Here is a 21,276-nt window from a genome sequence, read left to right on the forward strand (position 1 = left end):
CCGGTGGAATGCGGTGCCGTCGCCACGGCCGTCAGAACGACTTGGCGACGGCGAAGGTGAAGGTCTCGTCCGGGCCGATGAGGTCGTTGTCGTTGAACGCGGCGGCGATCTCGAAGCCATTCTCGAAGGCCCTGCTGAGGCCGAGTTTCCAGAACGCGTAGTCGGCGCCGTCGTAGCCGCTCACCCACTGCTTGCCGACCGCTGCGTTGAGGGTCCACCCCGGGGTGAATTCCCAATCGGCGGTCACGTCGAGATTGCTGCTGCCGTCGGAGTCCGGCAGCCCGAACAGGTCGGTGACGGCATAGGAGTACTTGGCCCCGAACATGCCGAAGCCCAGGCCGAAATAGACCTCGGTGGTGTCGGGATCGGCGAAGCCGGGCGGGTAGTCCCCGGGATACCAGTAGTAGATCGCGCCGACGTCGTAGCCCAGGCCGCTGCCGCCGAACTCGCCGCCGTAGCCGAGGTACAGGTCGATCTCCACCTGGCTGGAGACGTCGGGATCCGAATCGGCCAGCCAGCTGATGCTGCTGCCCCAGGCGCCGGCGTAGAAGCCGCTGTCGTGGGTGTAGTCGATGCCGCCCTGCAGGGCCGGCTCCTCGTTGGTCTGGCTCAGGCCGCGGAACAGGTAGTCGCTCGTCAATGCGACCGAGCCGGAGACTTCCGCGTGTGCGCCGCCAGCGGCCAGCAGGCCGAGCGCGAGCAGCGATGCAACCCCTCTTGCGTGAAACGTCATGACCAGGCTCCTCGATGATGGAACCCTCCCCGTCATTGCGTCTTGCGTGTCGCCGTTGCCGCGCGGCCGCCCGCATCGCTGCCTGCCGCGCTCCGGCCGGGGTTCTGTGCCCCCGTGCCGGCCCTGCCTGTTTCTCTCCGTGCGTCGAGCGCCGTTCCTGGCCCTGCCCCTGCGCCGCCCGCCTGGCCGCGCGCTGGAGGAACCTGCGGCCCGGCGCGCACTCCGCGCCGGGCCGCCCTTCCCCGGTCAGACGGTGTAGTACAGCTGGTATTCCAATGGGTGCGTCGCGGCGCGGAACTTGGTCACTTCCTGCATCTTCAGCGCGATGTAGCCGTCGATGAAGTCGTCGGTGAACACCCCGCCGGCGGTGAGGAACTCGCGGTCGGCGTCCAGCGCGTCGAGCGCCTGGTCGAGCGAGTGGCACACCTTCGGGATGTTCTTCTCCTCTTCCGGCGGCAGATCGTAGAGGTCCTTATCGCTGGGGCCGCCCGGGTCGATCTGGTTCCTGATGCCGTCCAGCCCCGCCATCAGCAGCGCGGCGAAGGTGAGGTAGCCCGACTGCATCGGGTCCGGGAAGCGCACCTCGACGCGGCGCGCCTTGGGATTGGCCACGAACGGGATCCGGCAGCTCGCCGAACGGTTGCGCGCCGAGTAGGCCAGCATCACCGGCGCCTCGAAGCCCGGCACCAGGCGCTTGTAGCTGTTGGTGGTGGAGTTGGCGAAGGCGTTGATCGCCCGCGCGTGCTTGAAGATGCCGCCGATGTACCACAGCGCGGTCTGGCTCAGGCCGCCGTAGCCGTCGCCGGTGAACATGTTGGTGCCGCCCTTGGCCAGCGACTGGTGCACGTGCATGCCGCTGCCGTTGTCGCCGACGAGCGGTTTCGGCATGAAGGTGGCGGTCTTGCCGTTGCGGAAGGCGACGTTCTTGATGACGTACTTCATCGCCAGCAGCTCGTCGGCCTTCTTGACCAGCGAGTTGAACTTGGTGCCGATCTCGCACTGCCCGGCGTTGGCGACCTCGTGGTGGTGCACCTCCACCTCGATGCCGATCTGCTCCAGGGTCTTGCACATCTCGGCGCGCAGGTCGTGCAGCGAGTCGACCGGCGGGGTCGGGAAGTAGCCGCCCTTGATGGTCGGCCGGTAGCCGGTATTGCCGCCCTGGTACTCCTTGGCCGAGTTCCAGTGCGCCTCTTCCGAATCGATATGGAAGAAGGTGTGGCCCATCTCGACGCCGAAGCGCACCGAGTCGAACACGAAGAACTCCGGCTCCGGGCCGAAGAACGCCTGGTCGGCGATGCCGGAGGACTTGAGGAAGGCCTCGGCGCGCTTGGCCACGCCGCGCGGATCGCGCGAATACGACTGCATGGTGGACGGGTCGAGCACGTCGCAGACCAGCACCAGGGTGGGGTCGGCCGGGAACGGGTCCACGTAGGCGCTGGACGGATCGGGCAGCAGCACCATGTCGGATTCGTTGATGCCCTTCCAGCCGGGGATCGACGAGCCGTCGAACATGGTGCCGTCCTCGAACAGCCCGGGCTCGACGATCGACTTCGGATAGGTGACGTGGTGCTGCACCCCGCGCATGTCGGTGAAGCGCAGGTCGACGAACTCGACCTTGTGGTCCTTGATCAGCTTTTCGACGTGGTCGGTGGACATCTGGACGTTGAACCTCGGTGGTGTGTGGATGCGACGTTGGGTCGCAAGCGCCGTGCCAACCGCTGCTGCGGCACAAGTCGTTGATTTCATTAGCCGGGATCGCCGAGGACTGGTACTGCTGCACTGCAGAAGTGCAGCTCGATGCGCCGCCGCACCAATCTGGTGCGCTGCGGGAAGCGCGTTTCCAGCGCGGACCCGACGACCCGCCGCGTCATACGGCTTCGGGCGCCCTGCCCGCCACGGGGACGCAGCCCGCTACAGCAGCAGCTGCCAGTACCCCACGTCCACCCAGCGCTCCTGCTTCCAGCCGACCTGCTCGAAACGTCCGGCCTCGCGGAATCCGAGGCGCTCGTGCAGCCGCACGCTGGCGGCATTGGGCAGGGCGATGCCGCCGATTACCGCGTGCATGCCGCAGGCGCGGATCGCGTCGATCAGCGCGGCGTAGAGGCGGCCGCCGACGCCGGCGCCCGTGCTTGCAGGGTCGAGGTACACGGTCGACTCCACCGTGTAGCGGTAGGCGCAGCGTCCCTTCCACTTCGACGCGTAGGCATAGCCGAGGATGCCAGCGGAGCCCTCCGCGACCAGCCAGGGCAGGCCGGCGTCCGCCGTCTCGGCGATCCGCGCCGCCATGCCCGCCGCCTCCACGGGCTCGGTTTCGAACGTCACGCAGGTGTGGGCGATGTAGTGGTTGTAGATGCCGGCGAGTGCGGCTGCGTCGGCGGCCAAGGCGGGGCGGAGGGCAATGTCCATGATCGAAGTTCGACAGGTACCGGCGGACCGGCGGAGGCACCGGTGCCCTGCGACGGCGGCCGGCCGGCGCCGACTATAAGCCCCGCGACCCCTCGCCCGCGCGGCAAACAGGCAGCGGCATACGCCCGCGGCCGACCGACAGCCGTTCGGGGCGCCGGGTTGCGGCCGGCCTGCGGCACCCAGCGGCGCGGGGATGGGCTTGATACATCGGGGTTCGATGGGTATAACGGCGGCATGTCTCCCGCCGGCAAATCCTTGCGCCCGGTTGCGCGCCCCACGCCCGACTACGCCAGCCGCGGCTACTGGCAAGGCACGATCAAGATGTCGCTGTCCAAGTTCTTCGTGCTGCGGGTGCTGCACCAGCGGCCGATGCACGGCTACGAAGTCGTCCAGGCGGTGGAAAGGACCACCGGCGGCTGCTGCAGCCCCACCGAGGGGACCATCTACCCGATGCTCAACGACTTCGAGGCGAACGGCCTGCTCACCGCGCAGCTGGAGACGGTGCAGGGGCGCGAACGCAAGGTCTACACGCTCACCGGGCGCGGACGCGAGGCGTTCCGCGTGGCGGTGCAGGCCTGGCTGCAGGCCACCGACTGCATCCTGGCCAGTCGCGCGGCCAGCGAGGCCGCCGACCCCGACGCGCGCGACGGCTGCTGCTGAAATGGCTTTTTTTCGTCCAAATACATCGATCATCGATGCATCGACCATCGACCTTTCGGGTTGCGGATCCGGCGGGAGGTCGCCGCGGTGAACCGCACCGGCGTGGTGATCGCCCTCGGTGGCGCCCAGACCCTGGCCTGGGGATCCAGCTACTACCTGCCGGCGATCCTGGCGATGCCGATGGCGCGGTCGCTCGGGCTCGCACCCGGCATGGTCTTCGGGGCGTTCTCGGGGGCGCTGGTGGTGGCGGCGCTGGTGGGTCCGCTGGTGGGTCGTCGCATCGACCGCCACGGCGGGCGTGGCGTGCTGGCGGCCTCGAGTCTGGTGTTCGCAGCGGGCCTTGCCCTGCTCGGGCTGGCGCAGGATGCATTCCAGCTGTTCGCCGCCTGGCTGGTGATCGGCCTGGGCATGTCGCTCGGCCTGTACGAGGCGGCGTTCGCCACTCTGGCGCGCCTCTACGGCGACCATGCGCGCGGCGCGATCACCGGCATCACCCTGCTGGCAGGCTTCGCCAGCACGGTGTGCTGGCCGCTCTCGGCATGGCTGGACGCGGAACTCGGCTGGCGCGCCACCTGCCTGTTCTGGGCGGGCGCGCACCTGGCAGTCGGTCTTCCGGTCAACCGCCTGCTGGTGCCGAAGCCGCACGCGGGCACGGAAGGCGCTCCACACGCCGCCGCCCCGGCGGCTGGCGCGGACGGGACCGCCACCCGCGCACCCGCCGCGGCCCACCCGCGACGTGCCATGTGGCTGCTGGCATGCATCTTCACGGGCAGCTGGTTCGTCGCCACCGCGATGGCCGCGCACCTGCCATGGCTGCTGCAGGAGGCCGGTGCCTCGGCCACGGCGGCCATCGCCGCCGCCGCCATGGTCGGGCCCGCGCAGGTCGCCGGCCGGCTGCTGGAATTCGGTCTGCTTCGGCACGTGCATCCGCTGCTTTCGGCGCGACTGGCGGCTTCAGCGCACCCCCTGGGCGCTCTCGCGCTGCTGGCGTTCGGCGCACCGGCGGCAATCCCTTTCGCCCTGCTTCACGGGGCCGGCAACGGCATCCTCACCATCGCCAAGGGCACCTTGCCGCTGGCGCTGTTCGGCCCCGGCGGCTACGGCTTCCGCCAGGGGGTGCTGATGGTGCCGGCGCGGTTCGCGCAGGCCGGGGCTCCGCTGCTGTTCGCGCTGCTGATGACCCGCTACGGCGCGAACGCCCTGCTGCTTTCGATCGCTCTGGCGCTGGCCGTGCTGGCCGCGCTGCTCGCCCTCGTCCCCGCGCCGGCACGGCCCGGCTTGCCACAGGAGAACCCCGCATGAGGCTTCGCACCCTGCCCGACCCCGACCACCTGCCGGCGCTGCAGCCGCAACATGCGCTGCACCGCCCGGCCGAAGGCCTGGCGCCCGGGCCGCAGGCGCCGCCGCGGATCCTGCTGCTGTACGGCTCGCTGCGCGAGCGTTCGTATTCGCGGCTGGCGATCGAGGAAGCCGCCCGGCTGGTGCGCCATTTCGGCGGCGAGCCGCGCATCTTCGATCCGTCCGATCTGCCGCTGCCCGACCAGGGGTCCGGCGGGGACCACCCCGCGGTGCGCGAACTGCGCGAGCTGTCGCTGTGGTCGGAAGGCCAGATCTGGTGCAGCCCGGAGCGGCACGGCCAGATCACCGGCGTGATGAAGGCGCAGATCGATCACCTGCCGCTGAGCATGGGCGGCATCCGCCCCACCCAGGGCCGGGCGCTCGCGGTGATGCAGGTCTCGGGCGGCTCGCAGTCGTTCAACTCGGTCAACACCCTGCGCCTGCTCGGGCGCTGGATGCGCATGTTCACCATTCCCAATCAGTCCAGTGTGCCGCAGGCGTTTCGCCGCTTCGACGAGGCCGGGCGGATGCTGCCGTCGAGCTACTACGAGCGTATCGTCGACGTGGTGGAGGAACTGATCCGCTTCACCGTACTGCTGCGGCCGCACGCGGCGCAGCTGGTGGACCGCTACTCCGAGCGCCGGCAGGCGGCCGACGCCGCGCTGGAGGCGGCCAACGACCTCTCCTCGATCGCGATCGCGCCGCAGAACCGGGAAGCGCAGGCATGAGCAGCATCATCTGGATGACCGACCCGCACCTGGCCACGCCCGGCCAGGCGCAGCCCATGGGCGTGGACGCCTGGCCGCGGCTGCGCGCCGCCCTGGCCGAGGCGGCGGCCCGGCACGCAGGCGCCAGCCGCGCGGTACTGACCGGCGACCTGGCGCAGCGCGGCGAACCCGCCACCTACGCCGCGCTGCGCGAAGCGCTCGCGGAACTGCCGATGCCGTACCGGCTGCTGCCGGGCAACCACGACGACCGCGCCGAACTGCTGGCGGCGTTCCCGGACACCGGCAGCCACCGCGGCTTCGTGCAGAGCTTCGAGGATCTCGGCGACGCCCAGCTCCTGTACCTGGACACCCTGGCGAACGACGGCAGCCACCACGGCGAGCTGTGCGGCGAGCGCCTGCACTGGCTGGAGGTGCGCCTGGCCGAAGCGGACGCGCGGCCCCTGCTGGTGTTCCAGCACCACCCCCCGTTCGCGGTGGGAATCCCGGCCGTGGACCGGCTGCGGCTGCTCGAGAGCGACCCGCTCGAGCGCCTGCTGCGGGCCCGTACCGCGCCCACCCACCTGTTCTGCGGCCATATCCACCGCAGCATGTCGGGGCGCTGGGCCGGGCACCCGTTCGCCACGCTCAAGAGCCTGCACGTACAGATCGCCCTCGATGCGACGGCGCCGAAACTGCAGTACAGCGACGAGCCGCCGGGCTACGGCGTGATCGAGGTCGCCGGCGACGACATCCAGGTGCACTACCGCGACCTGCCGGCCTGACGCGCCGATCCAACGGACTGCATCGGCCCGGGCGCCGTCACGGTGCCTCCCCGGCCGGCACCGCGACCGCATCGATCTCGAACAGCATGCCGTCCAGGGCCAGCCGCGGCACCGGGATCAGGGTGCAGGCGGGCCGGTGCCCGCCGAATGCCCGCCCCAGTTCTTCGCCGAAGATGCGCAGCCGGGCGTGGTCGTGGTCGACGACCAGGACCGTCAGCTTGACCACGTCGGCGGGCGCTGCGCCGGCGGCGGACAGCGCGCGCAGCAGATTGGCCAGCGCCTGGCGCACCTGCGCGCGGAACGCCGGCGACAGTCTGCCGTGGACGGTCTCGCCGCCCTGCCCGGCCACGAACACCCAGCGCCCCGCACCCGCCACGCTGGCGACATGGGAATAGCCGTTGGAAGCGGGATCGTAGAGTTCGGGCGGATCGAGCAGGGTCAGCACGCGGCGATGGCCGGCCTGGACGGCGGGAAGCGTGGCTTCGGGGTTGCGGGTCATCGGCGATTCTCCTGTTGCGTCGGGGGACTACCGGCATGGTCGAGCGACAGCGTCGGTTTGTGACGCCCGCCCATCCCCCCGTGCGGCTCGCGGCCCGTTCGCTCCGGGCCGCGACGGAAAGCAAGCGTGGTCTGTCGCGTATCCTTGCGCTTCCCCACGGCCGCGAACCTTCATGTCGGATCTGCTTTCCGCCCTGCTGCTGGGCATCGTCGAAGGCCTCACCGAGTTCCTGCCGGTGTCCAGCACCGGGCACCTGCTGATCGTCCAGCACTGGCTCGGCGCGCGCTCCGACTTCTTCAACATCGTGATCCAGGCCGGCGCGATCCTGGCGATCACCCTGGTCTTCCGGCAGCGACTGTGGACGCTGGCCACCGGCCTGGGCGAGCGCGACAACCGCGACTACGCGCTGAAGCTGGCGACGGCCTTCGCGGTGACCGCGCTGGTCGGCCTGCCGGTGCGCCTGGCCGGCTGGGAGCTGCCCGAAACGGTGACCCCGGTGGCCTGGGCGCTGATCCTCGGCGGCGTGTGGATGATCGTCGCCGAGCGCCTGGCCGAGCGCCGCGGGGACCGCACCGACGTCACCTGGACGGTGGCGGTGCTGGTCGGCCTGGCGCAGGTGGTGGCCGGGGTCTTCCCGGGCACCTCGCGCTCGGCGGCGGCGATCTTCATGGCGATGCTGGCCGGGCTGAGCCGGCGTTCCTCCGCCACCGAATTCGTGTTCCTGGTCGGCATCCCGACCATGTTCGCGGCCAGCGCCTATGCCTTCCTCGAGCTGTGGATGAAGCAGGGGCTGGGGGGCGAGGCCTGGGGTGAGGTGGCGCTGGCGTTCGCCGCGGCCACCGCCACCGGCTTCGTCGTCGTGCGCTGGCTGCTGGGCTACATCAAGTCGCACCGCTATACCGGCTTCGCGGTCTACCGGGTGCTGCTGGGCGCGACGCTGTTGCTGGTGCTGCCTGCCGGGGATTGACTCCCTGGCAGCGCGCAGGCGCGAAGGCCGGCGGCGGGTGTCGAAACGACGCTCCGCGGTTCGTCGCATCATCGGAACCGCCGGGAGCGCCGCAGCGGCGCCCCCCGGGGCCACCCGACCACCCAGGAGACCCGCAATGAGCTATGTCGATGGATTCCTGCTCGCCGTTCCCAAGGCGAAGCTGTCCGCCTACCGCGCCCTGGCGCGCAAGGCCGGCAAGATCTGGATGGAGTACGGCGCGCTGCAGTACGTGGAGTGCGTCGAGGACGACGTGCAGCCCGGCAAGACGACCTCGTTCCCGCAGGCGGTGAAGCTGAAGAAGGACGAGGTGGTGGTGTTCTCGTACATCGTCTACAAGTCGCGGGCGCAGCGCGACCGCGTCAACAAGCAGGTGATGGCCGACCCGCGGCTTGCCAGCATGGACCCGAAGACGCTGCCGTTCGACGGCAAGCGGATGATCTGGGGCGGATTCAAGGGCATCGTCGAAATGTGATCGTCGCCGCGCCTCGGTCGCGAGGCGCGGCCGCCGCAGGGAGCGGACCCCATGAGAAGAACCTACACCGGCAGTTGCCACTGCGGCGCCGTCCGCTTCGAGGCGGATCTGGACCTGGAGCTGGGCACCAGCCGCTGCAACTGCTCGATCTGCGTGCGCGGGCGATTCTGGAAGGCGATCGTGCCCGACGAGGACTTCCGCCTGCTCGGCGGCGAAGACGCGCTCAGCGAGTACCGCTTCGGCAGCGGCGCGATCCGCCACCGCTTCTGCAGCCGCTGCGGGGTCAAGCCGTTCGGACGCGGCGAGATGCCCGAGCTCGGCGGCGTGTTCCACGCGGTCAACGTGGCCTGCCTCGAAGGCATCGACCCCCGCGAGCTGGACGCGCTGGCGGTGGAGCCGCAGGACGGACGCGAGGATCGCCAGGATCGTGCGCCCGCATTCACTTCGTACCTGTAGCTGGCGGCCTTGGCTGGCGGCGACCGGAGACGGGGCCGAAGCTCACGGCACGGCAGCAGCTGGCCGGCGATCAGGCCTGCGCGGCGCTGCGGGCGGCGCGTTCGAGCAGCAGCGCGCGCTCGCGCTCGTTGCCGGCCAGCCCCGCGGCGCGCTCGAACTCGTCCTTCGCTTCGGCGTGGCGGCCCAGCTTCGCCAGCAAGTCGCCGCGCACCCCGGGCAACAGGTGGTATTTCGCCAGGGCAGGCGCGTCCAGTAGCTGATCAGCCAGGTCCAGTCCGGCCTGCGGCCCGTAGGCCATCGCCAGCGCCACCGCGCGGTTGAGCTCCACCACCGGCGAAGGCGCCTGCGTCGACAGCGCGTCGTACAGCGCCACGATCCCGACCCAGTCGGTCTCCCCGGCGGTAGCCGCACGCGCGTGGCAGGCGGCGATCGCCGCCTGCAGCGCGTACGGGCCGCGCACCTCGCCCAGACGTTCGGCGCGTTCCAGCGCCTCCAGCCCGCGGCCGATCAGCAGCCGGTTCCACTTGCCGCGGTCCTGGTCGGGCAGCAGGATCGGGGTGCCGTCGGGCGCGGTGCGCGCGCCCAGGCGCGAGGCCTGCAGCTCCATCAGCGCCACCAGTCCGTGCACCTCGGCCTCGCGCGGCATCAGGCCGGCCAGTACCCGCCCCAGCCGCAGCGCGTCCTCGCACAGTCCGGGCCGGATCCAGTCCTCGCCGCTGCTGGCCGAGTAGCCCTCGTTGAAGACCAGGTAGATCACCCCCAGCACCGCGGCCAGCCGCGGCGCCAGCTCCTCGCGGCGCGGGATCTCGAACGGCACCTGCGCGGCGCCGAGGCTGCGCTTGGCACGGACGATGCGCTGCGCCACGGTGGGCTCGGGCAGCAGGAACGCGCGGGCGATCTCCGGCGTGGTCAGGCCGCCGAGCATGCGCAGGGTCAGCGCCACTTGCGCCTCGGTGGAGAGCACCGGATGGCAGGCGATGAAGATCAGCCGCAGCAGGTCGTCGCCGATCTCGTCGTCGAGCTCGGCGGTATGCCTGGCATCGGCGTCCTCGCGGTCGGACTCGAGCTCGTAGGCGAGCTGCTCGTGCTTGCGGTCGAGCAGCTTGGCGCGGCGCAGGCGGTCGATGGCGCGGTGCTTGGCGGTGGCCATCAGCCACGCGCCCGGGTTATCGGGCACCCCGGTCCGCGGCCAACGCTCGAGCGCCGCCACCAGCGCGTCCTGCGCCAGCTCCTCGGCCAGGTCGAGGTCGCGCACCATGCGCATCAGCCCGGCGATGAGCCGGGGCGACTCGATCCGCCAGACCGCGTCGATGGTCCTGTTGACGTCCGTGCTCATGGCGCCGGATCAGACCACCATGGGCGCGCCGCCGCAAGGGCCGTCGGTCCCGCCCGTCGTCAATCGCGGTCCGGGGCGCCGAGCGGGAACAGCGGCCGGTACGGACGCGCCTCGTCGACCGCGCGCGCGAACGAGGGCCGCGCCAGTAGCCGCTGCCGGTAGGCATGGACGTTGGCGAATCCTTCGGCGATGCGATGGGTCCAGTCGGCATAGAACAGGAACGGCGCGGCGCCACAGTCGGCCAGGCTGAAGGCGTCGCCCGCCGCCCAGGTGCGGCCCGCCATCCTGCGCTCGAGCCAAGCATAGGCGGTCTCGAGCATGGCGCGGGCGTCCTCGACGCCCTGGGCGTCGCGCCGGTCGGCCGGCCGCAGGCTGTCGAAGACGAGCTTCTGCTGGGGCGTGGAGACGTAGTTGTCGAAGAAGCGGTCGAGCATGCGCACCTCGAGCGCCGCGTGCGGGTCCTCCGGGATCAGGCGCACGCGGCCGGGATGCCGCAGCTGGAGGTGCTCGATGATGATGCTGGCCTCGACCACCATCGTGCCCTCGTCCATCAGCATCGGGAAGCGCTGCAGCGGCCACGCCGCCGCCAGTTCGCGCCAGGCGGGGCTGTCCGGCCCGTCGAGCATGCGCAGCTCGAAGGCGGTGTCGTTCTCGTACAGCGCCACCAGCACCTTCTGGCAGTAGGACGAGAACGGATGGGCGTAGAGCTGCAACGGCATGCGGGTCTCCTGTCGCGATGGGTGGTGGTGAAGGGGAGCGGACGCGCGGCGCGCGGCGCCCGGCTAGCGCCCGAAGGACGCCGCGAAGGGGTCGCCGCTCCAGGCGACCCGGTGCTTGCGGACCTCGGCGTGCAGCACCTCGGGCAGGTCCTGCGGCGGATCGGCCTGGCGGCGCCAGGCGGCCAGGCTGTGCTCGGAGTCCCAGCGCTCGATCAGGTTGACGCGCCCGGGATCGACAGTGTCGGCCGAGATCGAGAAGTCCAGGCACCCCGCCTGGCGCCGCGCGCGCGCCACCATCGGCGCGCATCCGGCCAGGTAGGCATGGCGCTGGCCCGGATGCAGGTAGAGCCGGCCCTCGACCACCACCTCGTCGGGCGCGGCGGCGGCGCCGTCCTGCGGATCACTCGCCGCAGCGGGAGATGCAGGCGCCGCCGGCCGCGGGCTGTCGCGCACGCGGGCGGGGAGCGGCTCGCCGCCGGCCTCGCGCACGGGCCGGATCTCGATCTCTCCGCCCGTGCCGTGCGGATCGGGGCAGCGCTTGATCCACTCGACCGCCTCCTCCAGGGTCCGCGCCTGCAGCAGCCAGAACCCCGCCACCAGGCCGTCTTCCGGGGCGAAGGGCCCATCGGTCACAGTCCGGCGCGCCTCGGCGAAGCGCACCCGCACGCCCCGAGCGCTCGGCTGCAGTCCCTCGGCGGCGAGCAGCACCCCGGCGCGGGCCAGTTCGGCGTTGAAGCGCTCCAGTTCGACCAGCAGGCGGCCGTCGGGCAGGGTCCCGGCCTCGCTGTCGGCATTCGCCCTGACCATCGCCATGAATCGCATGTCCGTCGCCCTCCCCGGCACGCGAGCGCCCCGTGGCGGACGCTCCTGCCTGGAAGACGAACCGGCGGCGGCGGATTCGACACCTCCGCGACCCGCGCGCGGATTCCGTGACCGCCGCCCGGGGGCGGCGACCGGCACGGGCGCGGCGACGGCCCGGATCTTCCGCTCAACCGCCGGCGGCGGTGGCCCCGGGGTGGAGGGTGTAGGTGCCGTGGATGGCGGCCTCGGCGAGCACGCGGCCCTGCATCGCCGCCAGCGCGTCGCCGGCGGTGAAGCGCGCCGGCAGCGCCAGGCTGTCGACGTCCAGCGCGAACAGGCGGAAGAAATAGCGGTGTACGCGCAGGTCGTTCGGCGGCGGGTACGGGCCGTCGTAGCCGAGGTAGTCGCCGCCCATGTCGGCATCGCCGGCGAACCAGCCGGTGTAGTCGTTCAGGCCCTGGCGCGCGCCCTCCGGCCCGGACGGCTCGGCCTTGCCGCCCTCGACCAGTCCGTCGCTGCAGCTGCCGGCGGCGATTTCGCGCAGCTGCGCGGGGATGTCCGTCATCGCCCAGTGCACGAAGTCCGCGCGCGGCTGATGCAGCGGGATCTCCACGCCCTGCTTGCCGGCCATCTCCGGGCGGGTCGGCGCGTCGGCGTCCACGCACAGCAGCGCGAACGAACGCGTGCCTGCGGGCACCTCGTCCCAGGCCAGGTGGGGGTTGCGGTTGCCGCCGAAGCCGTCGGGCGCGCCGAGGGCGAACTCGGCAGGAATCGGCGCGCGGTGCCGGAAACTGTCGCTGCGGATCTGCATCGCTGTCTGCCTCCTGGTATCGACGGCGCCCGCGTCGCGGGCGCTCAGGTTGCCTGGTAGCCCAACCGTACCGCCACCGGCGTGAGCGCGGCGAAGGGCGCCGCCAGCACGTCGGCGTAGGCCCGCCAGTGCCCGGCGGGGAAGCGGCGCGCGGCGAAAAACCCCGCCGGCGGCACCGGCAGCTTCAGCCCCAGCGCCTCGCCCAGGGGCCCGGCCATGGCCGGCGGATCGTTGATGGCCTCGTCGGTGCGCAGCAGCCGGTGCGCATGCGTCCCGCGCTCGTGCAGCACGGCGACGTGCTCGAGACCGCGCGCCAGCCATTCGGCCGCCTGCTGCGGCGAGCCCATCCGTACCGGCAGGGGCTCGCCGAAGGCGAGCCAGTTGAGCAGCATGTCGCGCGGATCGCGCAGCGCCAGCAGCACCCGCGCCTGCGGCACGTTGGGCGCGAATACGTCGAGCAGCGCGTTGTCCCACCACAGCAGCCAGTCGATGATCGCGCCATCGGCGATGCCGCGCGCGGGCAGCTGCGCGCGCCAGTCGCGGGCGATGTCGCCCGGATCCGCCTCGCCGCGCGCCAGCGCGGGAATGGTGGGGAGCTTCTGCAGCGGATCGTCCGGCGGCTGCGCGCCGTAGCGGTCGGCGCGGAACGCCGGCACGATCACATCGAGAAGCTGTCCCAGGCGTTCCACGCCTGCGCCGGGCAGCCCGGCCAGCAGGACCACCTCCGGCGCGCCGTCCGGCACCGCCGCGGCCGGCTGGCGCGGCGCCTCCGGTTCGCTCCACTCCAGCGGCGGGATCGTCCGTTCGCCGAGCTCGGCGTGCAGCGCCGTCCACAGGCGCACCGCCTCGTCCTGGTGGCCGGCGGCGTCGTTGGCCACCGCCAGCCAGCCGCGCACCAGCCGCTTCACGCGCTCGTCGCCCGGCAGCCGCTGCAGTTGCTCGGCGTGGCGCACGGCGGCCGGCGGATCGCGGCGCGCCAGCAGGTCGAGCAGCCGCGCCTCGGCTCCGAGGTGGCCCGGCTGCAGCTCCAGGATCCGCCGCGCGGCGTCCTCTGCGGCGCCGGCATCGTCGGGACCCAGCAGTGCGAGCTGCGCCTCCAGCGGCGCTACCGTGTCCGGCGCGGCCGCCAGCCAGCGCGCGACGACCGCGCGCTCGCGCTCCAGCGTCCCGCGCTCGACCGCGGCGCGCGCCTGCCACAGCTGCGGCAGCTGCGGCGAGGTCGCCAGCGCCGCGTCCAGGGCGTTGCGGGCCTCGTCGAGGTCGCCGCGCTGCTGCCAGGCGGCCATGATCAGGTTCAGGGTGTGCGGATCGGCGGGGTCGGCGGCCAGCGCCCGACGCAGCCATGGCAGGGCGCGGTCGGGCTGCTGCATCGCCAGTTCGAGCTTGCCGGCGAAGGCCATGTTCGCCGGGGCGGCGTCCTCGCCGAGCAGCGGCTGCAGCTCCGCGAGCGCCTCCTGGTGGCGGCCCTGGCGGTGGACGATCTCGGCGATCAGGCGCTGCTGCGGGGCACCGGCCATCCCGGCCGCGCGCATCCGCCGGAAGGTCTGTTCGGCGAAGGCCAGGTGCCCCTTGGCCATATAGGCGAAGCCGAGCGCGTTGAGCAGCTGCGGCGCCTCGCCGCCGCGCGCCTGCGCGGCCATCAGTACCGACAGCGCGCGGTCCGGATCGCCGCGGCGCAGCGCCACCATGCCGGTCACCGCGGCCAGCGCCGGATGGTCGGGCGCGATCCGCTCGGCGGCGCGGGCGTGGCGCTCGGCCTCGTCGACGTCGCCGCCGACGATCGCCAGTTCCGCCTGCACGAGATAGGCGCCGAGGCTGTTGGGATCGAGCTCGACGGTACGCGCCAGGTCCTGCCGGGCGCGGTCGAACTGGCGTGCATCGATCAGGAAGCTTGCGCGCTGGAAGTGCAGCGTCGGATCGGTCGGCGCCAGGGCGATGGCGCGGTCGATGCTGGCGAGCGCCGCCTCGGTGTCGCCGGAGGCGCGCTGCGCCATCGCCCGCAGGTGATGGGCGCGGGCGTCGTTGTCGTCGGCCTCGATCGCGGCGTCGGCGGCGGCCAATGCCGAAGCGAGGTCGCCGCGGCCCAGGGCTTCTAGGATCTGCTCGTGCATCGGTACGGATATCCGGGACTGCCGCCCGAGGCGGGCGCGGCCGGCCATTGTAGCGGCTGCACCGCGGCAGCCCGGCAAACCCGGGCCTGGGGACGCTTCCGGAACGGGCCCTAGGCGCCGCCGAGGCGCTCGGCCACCCAGCGCTCGGCGTAGCCCTCCAGGCGCGCGTTCTCCAGGAACCCGCAGTGCCCGCCCCAGGGCGCGATCTCCACCCTCGCCGTCGCCGGCAGCCGCAGCGCGCGAAAGCCGTCGACCGGGATCACCGGGTCGTCGGTGCTGGTGAGGATGTCGGCCGCCACCTGCAGCGCCGCCAGGCGTTCGCCGGCGATGGAATAGCCGTCGAAGTACGCCTCCAGCGAACCGAAGTCCGTATGCCGCAGCACCAGCCACTCGGTCAGCGCGCGCATGCCCAGGCGCAGGGTGGCATCGTCGAAGTCGTGCAGCTGCGGGAACAGCGCGCGCTTGCGCTGCAGCGAGCCGCGCCACTTGCGCTCGAAGTAGCGCAGGTACAGCGGCATGCCCTGCTCCATCTGCGCCAGGGTCAGCGCGGGATCGAGCACAGGGCAGACCGCCGCCACCCGCGCCAGCGGCAGCCCGGCGGCGGGCGCGCGCAGCGCCAGGCGCAGGGCGAAGTTGCCGCCGAGCGAGTAGCCCGCCGCGAGCAGCGGCCGCGCCGGGAACCGCTCGGCGACATCCAGCGCCGCATGCACCACCTCGTCCAGGCGGTTGGAGTGGAACAGGTCCGGATTGAGATGGTGGGTGGGGCCGTGGTCGCGGAAGTTGAGCCGGAACACCTCGAAGCCGCGGCGCAGCAGCTGGGCGGCGGTCAGGCGCATGTAGCTGGAATCGCTGCTGCCCTCCCAGCCGTGCAGCAGCAGCGCCAGTCCACGCGCGGGCCGCCCCGGCACCGCGCTGTGCAGGCCGTGCAGGCGCACCCCGTCGCCGGCGTCGATCAGGTGCTCGAAGGTCTCCGCGCCGGTGGCGGCCAGCGCCAGCGCGCCGCGCCGGCGTCGCCAGGGACTGCTGCCCAGCGCCGACTGCACGTGGGCGTTGCGCAGCCACGGCGGCGGACGGTAGCCGCTGGCGGCCGGCGCAGGCGGTTGCGCAACGATGTCTGCGTCGTGCACGGGCGGTTGCGATGCCCGGCCGCGCTTCATGGCGCGGACGGCCCGGGATCGCCGTCCATGGCCGCGACGATGCGCTGGCGCGCCACCTCGGCGATGCGGCGCCGGCCATCGGCATCGCCCGGGGAGATCGGCGCCAGGAACGCCACCTCCGCGCTTCTGGCCGGCTCGCCGAGCAAGCGCACGAAGTTGCCGAGGAAGCTCTCGCCGCCGCGGAAGGCCACCAGGGTCTGGGCCGAGGCGCGCTCGCCGTAGCGCAGCGCCACCGGCTGCACCGCCACCCCGGCCTCCACCGCAGCCAGGAAGATCCGCGCATGGAACGGTCCCACCGCGCGGCCGTCGCGGGTGCGCCCTTCCGGGAACACGCCCACCGAGCGCCCGCCGCGCAGCCGCGCCAGCATCTCGTGCAGCACCCCGCCCAGCGATTCCTGGCTGCCGCGCTGGTGGTAGATGGTCTCGCCGCGACTGGCCAGCCAGCCCACCAGCGGCCAGCGGCTGATCTCCTTCTTGGCCACGAAACCCATCATCCGCTGGCTGTGCAGGGCGACGATGTCGACCCAGCTGACGTGGTTGGCCACGAACAGCGCGGCGGCGGGGACCGGGGTGCCGCTGCGGCGCAGACGGAAGCCGAACACCCGCATCAGCCCGGCCGACCACGCGCGGATCATGCGATGGTCCAGCCGCTCGCCGCTGGCCAGGCGCAGGCCGCCGGTGAGCGGGTTGAGCGCCAGCAGCAGCAGCGGCAGATCCACCAGCATGTGCCAGAGCAGCATCGGCACGCGGTAGCCGTAGCGCGCCGCGCGCGCCAGGGGGGAACTGCCGTAGCCGGGAGCGGCGGCGTCCGGGGAGGTCGGGGATCGATTCATGCGGGACGAGCGGCCAGGTCGGCGGCACCGCGGCGGCAGCCGCGGCGGAACCGCTGATTATGCGACAGCGGCCGTCCCGCGGCCGCCCGGGCCGGCGATCGCGCGGCCATTCACCCGCGATGCGGCGCGTCGCGGCGCGGCGGGCGCGCGATCACCGCCACGGTCAGGCGCGAAATGCAGACCAGGCGTCCGGTCGCGTCCTCGATGCGAATTTCCCAGACCTGGGTGCTGCGGCCGATGTGGAGCGCGCGTGCGGTGCCGGTCACGCTGCCCTCGCGGACGCCGCGCAGGTGGTTGGCGTTGATCTCGATGCCGACGCAGCCCTGACCCTCGTCCACCGACAGCATCGCGGCGGTACTGCCCAGGGTCTCGGCGAGCAGCACCGAGGCGCCGCCGTGGAGCAGCCCGTAGGGCTGGTGGGTGCGGGCGTCGACCGGCATGGTCGCGCGCAGGAATTCGGGGCCGAGTTCGGTGAAGACGATGCCCAGCAGCTCCATCGCGGTCTCGCGCGAGAGCGCGTTGAGCGAGTCGAGGCTCGCGCTGCGGCGGAATGGCGAGGCGCTGCCGGCGGGTGTGCTCTGGTCCATGGCGCGCACGATAGCCGAGCCCGTCCCCGGGCCGCCATGCGGAACGGCGGCGCGTGTCGGGGCGCCGCGGCCGCGGTCAGGCGCAGCGGAAGCGCGGCGCGGGACTGCGGTCGAGATGGTCGAGGCAGTGGCGATCGCGGGCGTAGCCGCTGCTGCTGCCGTAGCCGACACCGAAGTCGCGCGGGCGGTACTCGCGGCGGCCGCCGGCCGGCTGCGGTGCCGAGGCGCCGCCGTGCTGCGGGGTAGGAACCGGGGTCTGGAAGTGGACGTGGATGTTCATGGGGGGACTCGGGGGAAAGCCGGTGGGGAGGGCCGCGGGAATCACGCCACCCGGAAGCGGGCGGCCAGGGAGGCGGCGGCGTAGCTGCGGGGGGAGGCGTAGCCACTGCTGCGGCCGTAGCCGGTGCCGGCGGAACGGGCCTGGGGCTGGCGGGCGGAGTGCGGGCGGCTGGACGACTGGACGGCGAGGGCGTTCATGGTGGTCTCCGGGGTAATGACGGGCGGTGGATCAGGCGAAGCGGAAGCGCGGCGACAGCGAGGCGCTGGCATAGCGGCGGGCGTTGGCGTAGCCGCTGCTGCTGCCGTAGCCGACGCCGAAGTCGCGCACGCGGGGTTCGGGACGGGCCGGGGCCTGGACGGCGCGGGCGACGTTGCGGTACTCGTTGCGGGTGGCGGTGCTGGCGTTCATGGGTCACTCCTCTGGGGTAATAGTGCTGCGGTGTGCTGGTAGACTACAACACCACGCAAAAACGGCATGTGCCGGAAGTCACCCCATCGACGACCCCAATCCAAGTGATTGATTTATTTGAATTCTGCGGCGGCACCCGCCGACGAACGGTCTACAGGATCGGCGCCAGGCCGGCCCCGAACGCGGTGAAGATCCGCGTCAGCACGCTCTTGATCCCGAGGTTGACCTCGGGAAAGTCCCCCACCGGCCGGTGGCATTCGCGAAAGCCCGGGTGGTCCGGCGGCAACGGCGCCGGGCACCCCGGCCCGGGCGCGAACTCGTAGCTGGTGGCGTAGCGGGTGGGCCACAGGTCGAACACCGGCAGGTGCTCGGAGACCTTGGCCAGCGAGTACTCCAGTCCCGAGAACACCGGCGGCTTGTCGCGCCGCGCGATCACCCAGGAGTTGGCCGGCGCGATGTCGCGGCGGATGCTGGCGGCCAGCGCGCGGGCGAACGCCGGATCCTCGATCACCAGCGCGCTCTCGGTGTTGAGGTTGTCGCCGCGCGGGTCGAAGTTGTGGGTGCCCACCACCCCCACGCGCTCGTCGACCACCAGGGACTTGGAGTGCAGGCCGATGCGCACGCCGGCGCGCTGCAGCGGGACCCGCCTGTTCACGCCGATGCCGGCATAGCGCAGCGCCGAGTATTCGCGTTCGAGCGGCATGCGCTCGGACTGACGCGCGGCCCGGGCCTCGGGTCGGCCCCGCTGCCCGGCGCCGGAGCCGCTCGGATGCATGTGCACCTCGGTTGGAACGGAGCCCCGGTAGCCGTCGTCGCGGGTGCGGATGTCGACGGTGCCGTCCGGGTTCCACTGCACGCCCACCGCGCCGGTGGCGTCCAGGTCGATCGGCGCGTCCTCCGGGAACGGCTTGTATTCGTAGATGTTGAAGCCGAAGTCGCGCAGGTAGCGGCGTTTGTACTTGTACGAGAGGGCATAGGTGATGAAGGAATCGGTAGCCGCCAGGCTATTGGTCGAGATCACCACGCGCGGACCATCCGGGCGCGCGTGCAGCGCCTCGAACATCTCCTGCGCCGGCCGCGACAGCACCAGGTACGGGGTCTGCAGCAGCACCTCGTCGGCGGCCGATTCGATCAGCTCGCGCATGTGCACGGTCGAGGGCGCGATCTCCTCGTAGCTGCCGCCGTCCTTGTCCGGCGGATCGGCCACGTAGGCGGCGGCGCCGACCGGCAGCGCCGCCTGCACGAGACGCTCGTGCACCAGCAGCGGGTCGTCGGCATCGCGCGAGATCGCCTCCACCCGCGCAGGCACCGCATAGGGCGCGTGCGGCATCTCCGGCACGCCGCCGCGCAGCAGCCGCCGCGCGACGTCGCCGAGCGCGGCCACCGGCACGCTGCGGCGCGCGTGCCAGAACGCCTCGAAGTTCTCCTCCATCTCGCCGGCGACCGGGCCGGCGACGAGGATGTCGCGGTCGCGGAAGTTGTACTCGTCGTCCCAGTCGTAGTAGCGGTCCTGGTAGTTGCGTCCGCCGGTGATCCCGACCATGCCGTCGACCAGCAGCACCTTGTTGTGCATCCGCCGGTTGAGCTGGCGCCAGCAGCAGGCCGCCGCCAGCAGGTACTGGGGGTAGCTGATCCGCGCACGACCCAGCACCGGGTTGTAGACGCGCAATTCGAAGTTGGCGTGCGCCGCCGCCAGCGCCGCGAGGGTGTCGACGTGGCGCAGCGCCGCCAACTGGTCGACCAGCACGCGCACGCGCACGCCGCGACGGGCCGCGCCGAGCAGCTCGTCGAGGGTGAGGTGGCCGGCGTCGTCCTCGTCGAAGATGTAGGTCTGCAGGTCGATGCTGCGCTGCGCGCTGCGGATCAGGTCGAGGCGCGAAATCAGCGCGTCCTGGCCGTAGTCGAGCAGCAGCGCGTAGTGCCGCGGCGCCCCCGGTGCGCTCTCGGCGAATGCGCGCGCACCGAGCTGGCGCAGCGGCGACGGCCTGGCGCAGGCGGTCGACGGCCGGTCGCAGTCCACCGCCGTCTCGCGCGCCTGCGCGACGATGTGGGTGGCCTGGTCGCGCTGCAGCGGCGACAGCCCGGCGCAGCCGGCCGCCGACAGCGCCAGCAGTCCCGCCAGCAGCATCCGCGGCGCGCGCTTCATGGCGTTGGCGCCCCGCGCAGCGAGAGATCGAACTGCACCCGTTCCGACAGCGCGAAAGCCCAGCGGTCCATGGCGTAGTCGGCGCGGCGCACGCTGCCGGTGACCAGCACCGGGCAATCGACCATCGGCCGCGCGCAGGCGGCCGGCGCGATCTCGAACAGTTCGCGGCGCTGCACCCCGCGGATGTCGAGCACGCCCGCCAGCGCGCCGCCCTCGCGCACCAGGTCGGGGGCGAAGGCTTCCGAGACGAACACGACCTCGGGATGGCGCTCGGCGTCGAAGAAGCCCTCGCCGCGGGTCAGCCGCGAGTAGCGCGGATGGCCGACGATCTCCACCGAGCGCGCCGACAGCCGCAGGTGCACCTGCCTGCGGCCGTCGGCCAGCAGCCGGACCTCGCCCGACAGCTCGGGAAAACGGCCCTCCAGCGCGGCGCCCCAGCGCGTACGCAGGGAAAAACCGGCCACGGAAGCCTCGGCGTCGACGACGATGTCGCCCGCCCCCGCCGACAGCGCCGGGGGCATGCACAACAGGGCGATCAGCAGCGCCGCATGGCGCTTCACGGCCACCAGAACGCGGACAGGGTGGCCGCGCCCGGCTCGATCGGCGCCTCGGCCCCGAACTCCAGCACCGCGATGCCAGCCGGCGGCATGCCGCGGTAGTCGCCGGACTGGCCGCTGTGCATCAGCGCGGCCAGCCGCTCCAGGCCCGGGTTGTGGCCGACCAGCAGCAGGCGGTCGAGCTCGCGATGGGCGTCGACCAGGGCCGCCAGGGTGCCTGCGGAGGCCTCGTAGACCGCCGGCTCGAGGCGCTGGTCGACATAGCCCAGGGTGGCGAGGACGATCTCCAGCGTCTCGCGGGTACGCCGCGCCGGCGAGCACAGCACGCAGTCGGGGATCAGCCGCTGCTGCTGCAGCCAGCGCGCCGCGGCCTCGGCCTCGGCGTGGCCGTCGGCAGAGAGCGGACGGTCGAGGTCGGCCTCGCCGGGCACGGCCGGATCGGCATGGGCGTGACGCAGCAGGATCAGTTCGCGCATGGGTCTGGGCCGG

At 72.3% G+C, this 21,276-nt stretch carries 25 protein-coding genes; 7 read left to right on the forward strand and 18 right to left on the reverse strand.

Annotation, left to right across the window (positions count from 1 at the left end; genetic code table 11):
• Positions 1-31 precede the first annotated feature (31 nt).
• The 3 genes from H0E84_RS07020 to H0E84_RS07030 form a co-directional block, all read right to left on the reverse strand.
• Positions 32-733, reverse strand: coding sequence for a TorF family putative porin (locus H0E84_RS07020; protein WP_180677930.1), 702 nt, complete (start codon positions 731-733; stop codon positions 32-34).
• Between the two features lie 246 nt (positions 734-979).
• Positions 980-2,389: a type I glutamate--ammonia ligase gene (gene glnA, locus H0E84_RS07025; protein ID WP_180677931.1), complete on the reverse strand. Its 1,410-nt coding sequence runs from the start codon at positions 2,387-2,389 to the stop codon at positions 980-982.
• A 255-nt stretch (positions 2,390-2,644) separates the two neighbouring features.
• The gene (locus H0E84_RS07030) at positions 2,645-3,139 is read right to left on the reverse strand and encodes an arsinothricin resistance N-acetyltransferase ArsN1 family B (RefSeq protein WP_180677932.1); all 495 of its coding nucleotides are present in this window, start codon (positions 3,137-3,139) and stop codon (positions 2,645-2,647) included.
• 234 nt (positions 3,140-3,373) lie between these two features.
• On the opposite strand from H0E84_RS07030, the gene H0E84_RS07035 reads away from it, so the two are divergent.
• The 4 genes from H0E84_RS07035 (at position 3,374) to H0E84_RS07050 (ending at position 6,626) form a co-directional block, all read left to right on the forward strand.
• Positions 3,374-3,799 carry a PadR family transcriptional regulator gene (locus H0E84_RS07035; protein ID WP_219339630.1) on the forward strand — a complete coding sequence of 142 codons (426 nt, stop codon included), beginning with the start codon at positions 3,374-3,376 and terminating at the stop codon, positions 3,797-3,799.
• An 87-nt stretch (positions 3,800-3,886) separates the two neighbouring features.
• Positions 3,887-5,101, forward strand: coding sequence for an MFS transporter (locus H0E84_RS07040; RefSeq protein ID WP_219339631.1), 1,215 nt, complete (start codon positions 3,887-3,889; stop codon positions 5,099-5,101).
• Positions 5,098-5,865 (forward strand): arsenical resistance protein ArsH, encoded by a 768-nt coding sequence (arsH, locus tag H0E84_RS07045; protein WP_180677933.1) that lies wholly within the window; start codon positions 5,098-5,100, stop codon positions 5,863-5,865. The genes H0E84_RS07040 and arsH overlap by 4 nt, the downstream gene beginning before the upstream one ends.
• Entirely contained in the window at positions 5,862-6,626 is a 765-nt protein-coding gene (locus tag H0E84_RS07050; RefSeq protein WP_180677934.1) for a phosphodiesterase, read from the forward strand. The genes arsH and H0E84_RS07050 overlap by 4 nt, the downstream gene beginning before the upstream one ends.
• Before the next feature lie 37 nt (positions 6,627-6,663).
• On the opposite strand, the gene H0E84_RS07055 is transcribed toward H0E84_RS07050, so the two are convergent.
• On the reverse strand, positions 6,664-7,125 hold the full coding sequence (locus H0E84_RS07055) for a RidA family protein (protein WP_180677935.1): 462 nt from the start codon (positions 7,123-7,125) through the stop codon (positions 6,664-6,666).
• Positions 7,126-7,297: 172 nt separating this feature from the next.
• Between H0E84_RS07055 and H0E84_RS07060 the strand changes: the two genes are divergently transcribed.
• The 3 genes from H0E84_RS07060 (at position 7,298) to H0E84_RS07070 (ending at position 9,041) form a co-directional block, all read left to right on the forward strand.
• On the forward strand, positions 7,298-8,092 hold the full coding sequence (locus H0E84_RS07060; protein WP_180677936.1) for an undecaprenyl-diphosphate phosphatase: 795 nt from the start codon (positions 7,298-7,300) through the stop codon (positions 8,090-8,092).
• 136 nt (positions 8,093-8,228) lie between these two features.
• Positions 8,229-8,585 (forward strand): DUF1428 domain-containing protein, encoded by a 357-nt coding sequence (locus tag H0E84_RS07065; RefSeq protein WP_180677937.1) that lies wholly within the window; start codon positions 8,229-8,231, stop codon positions 8,583-8,585.
• Positions 8,586-8,636: 51 nt separating this feature from the next.
• Positions 8,637-9,041, forward strand: a complete 405-nt coding sequence (locus H0E84_RS07070; RefSeq protein ID WP_180677938.1) for a GFA family protein — start codon at positions 8,637-8,639, stop codon at positions 9,039-9,041.
• Between the two features lie 70 nt (positions 9,042-9,111).
• Here H0E84_RS07070 and H0E84_RS07075 read toward each other — a convergent pair whose 3' ends face one another.
• From H0E84_RS07075 to H0E84_RS07140, 14 genes are all read right to left on the reverse strand, one after another.
• The gene (locus H0E84_RS07075; RefSeq protein WP_180677939.1) at positions 9,112-10,377 is read right to left on the reverse strand and encodes an RNA polymerase sigma factor; all 1,266 of its coding nucleotides are present in this window, start codon (positions 10,375-10,377) and stop codon (positions 9,112-9,114) included.
• Positions 10,378-10,436: 59 nt separating this feature from the next.
• Positions 10,437-11,096, reverse strand: coding sequence for a glutathione S-transferase family protein (locus tag H0E84_RS07080; RefSeq protein WP_180677940.1), 660 nt, complete (start codon positions 11,094-11,096; stop codon positions 10,437-10,439).
• Positions 11,097-11,159: 63 nt separating this feature from the next.
• Positions 11,160-11,918, reverse strand: a complete 759-nt coding sequence (locus tag H0E84_RS07085) for a YciI family protein (RefSeq protein ID WP_180677941.1) — start codon at positions 11,916-11,918, stop codon at positions 11,160-11,162.
• A 166-nt stretch (positions 11,919-12,084) separates the two neighbouring features.
• The gene (locus H0E84_RS07090) at positions 12,085-12,708 is read right to left on the reverse strand and encodes a YbhB/YbcL family Raf kinase inhibitor-like protein (protein ID WP_180677942.1); all 624 of its coding nucleotides are present in this window, start codon (positions 12,706-12,708) and stop codon (positions 12,085-12,087) included.
• A gap of 44 nt (positions 12,709-12,752) precedes the next feature.
• Positions 12,753-14,819 carry a tetratricopeptide repeat protein gene (locus H0E84_RS07095; protein ID WP_180677943.1) on the reverse strand — a complete coding sequence of 689 codons (2,067 nt, stop codon included), beginning with the start codon at positions 14,817-14,819 and terminating at the stop codon, positions 12,753-12,755.
• Between the two features lie 110 nt (positions 14,820-14,929).
• Entirely contained in the window at positions 14,930-15,976 is a 1,047-nt protein-coding gene (locus H0E84_RS07100) for a YheT family hydrolase (protein WP_180677944.1), read from the reverse strand.
• A complete protein-coding gene (locus H0E84_RS07105) occupies positions 15,973-16,809 on the reverse strand; it encodes a lysophospholipid acyltransferase family protein (RefSeq protein WP_180677945.1) in 837 nt (278 codons plus the stop codon). The genes H0E84_RS07100 and H0E84_RS07105 overlap by 4 nt, the downstream gene beginning before the upstream one ends.
• Before the next feature lie 110 nt (positions 16,810-16,919).
• Complete coding sequence (locus tag H0E84_RS07110) at positions 16,920-17,396, reverse strand: hotdog fold thioesterase (RefSeq protein WP_180677946.1); 477 nt, start codon at positions 17,394-17,396, stop codon at positions 16,920-16,922.
• Positions 17,397-17,472: 76 nt separating this feature from the next.
• Complete coding sequence (locus H0E84_RS07115) at positions 17,473-17,676, reverse strand: hypothetical protein (protein ID WP_180677947.1); 204 nt, start codon at positions 17,674-17,676, stop codon at positions 17,473-17,475.
• 41 nt (positions 17,677-17,717) lie between these two features.
• Positions 17,718-17,873 (reverse strand): hypothetical protein, encoded by a 156-nt coding sequence (locus tag H0E84_RS07120; RefSeq protein ID WP_180677948.1) that lies wholly within the window; start codon positions 17,871-17,873, stop codon positions 17,718-17,720.
• A 31-nt stretch (positions 17,874-17,904) separates the two neighbouring features.
• Entirely contained in the window at positions 17,905-18,084 is a 180-nt protein-coding gene (locus tag H0E84_RS07125; RefSeq protein WP_180677949.1) for a hypothetical protein, read from the reverse strand.
• A gap of 151 nt (positions 18,085-18,235) precedes the next feature.
• Entirely contained in the window at positions 18,236-20,230 is a 1,995-nt protein-coding gene (locus H0E84_RS07130) for a phospholipase D family protein (protein ID WP_180677950.1), read from the reverse strand.
• The gene (locus H0E84_RS07135; RefSeq protein ID WP_180677951.1) at positions 20,227-20,790 is read right to left on the reverse strand and encodes a YceI family protein; all 564 of its coding nucleotides are present in this window, start codon (positions 20,788-20,790) and stop codon (positions 20,227-20,229) included. The genes H0E84_RS07130 and H0E84_RS07135 overlap by 4 nt, the downstream gene beginning before the upstream one ends.
• Positions 20,787-21,263 (reverse strand): SixA phosphatase family protein, encoded by a 477-nt coding sequence (locus tag H0E84_RS07140; protein WP_180677952.1) that lies wholly within the window; start codon positions 21,261-21,263, stop codon positions 20,787-20,789. The genes H0E84_RS07135 and H0E84_RS07140 overlap by 4 nt, the downstream gene beginning before the upstream one ends.
• Between the last annotated feature and the right edge of the window lie 13 nt (positions 21,264-21,276).

The sequence above is a fragment of the Luteimonas salinisoli genome (assembly GCF_013425525.1).
Classification (GTDB): domain Bacteria; phylum Pseudomonadota; class Gammaproteobacteria; order Xanthomonadales; family Xanthomonadaceae; genus Luteimonas; species Luteimonas salinisoli.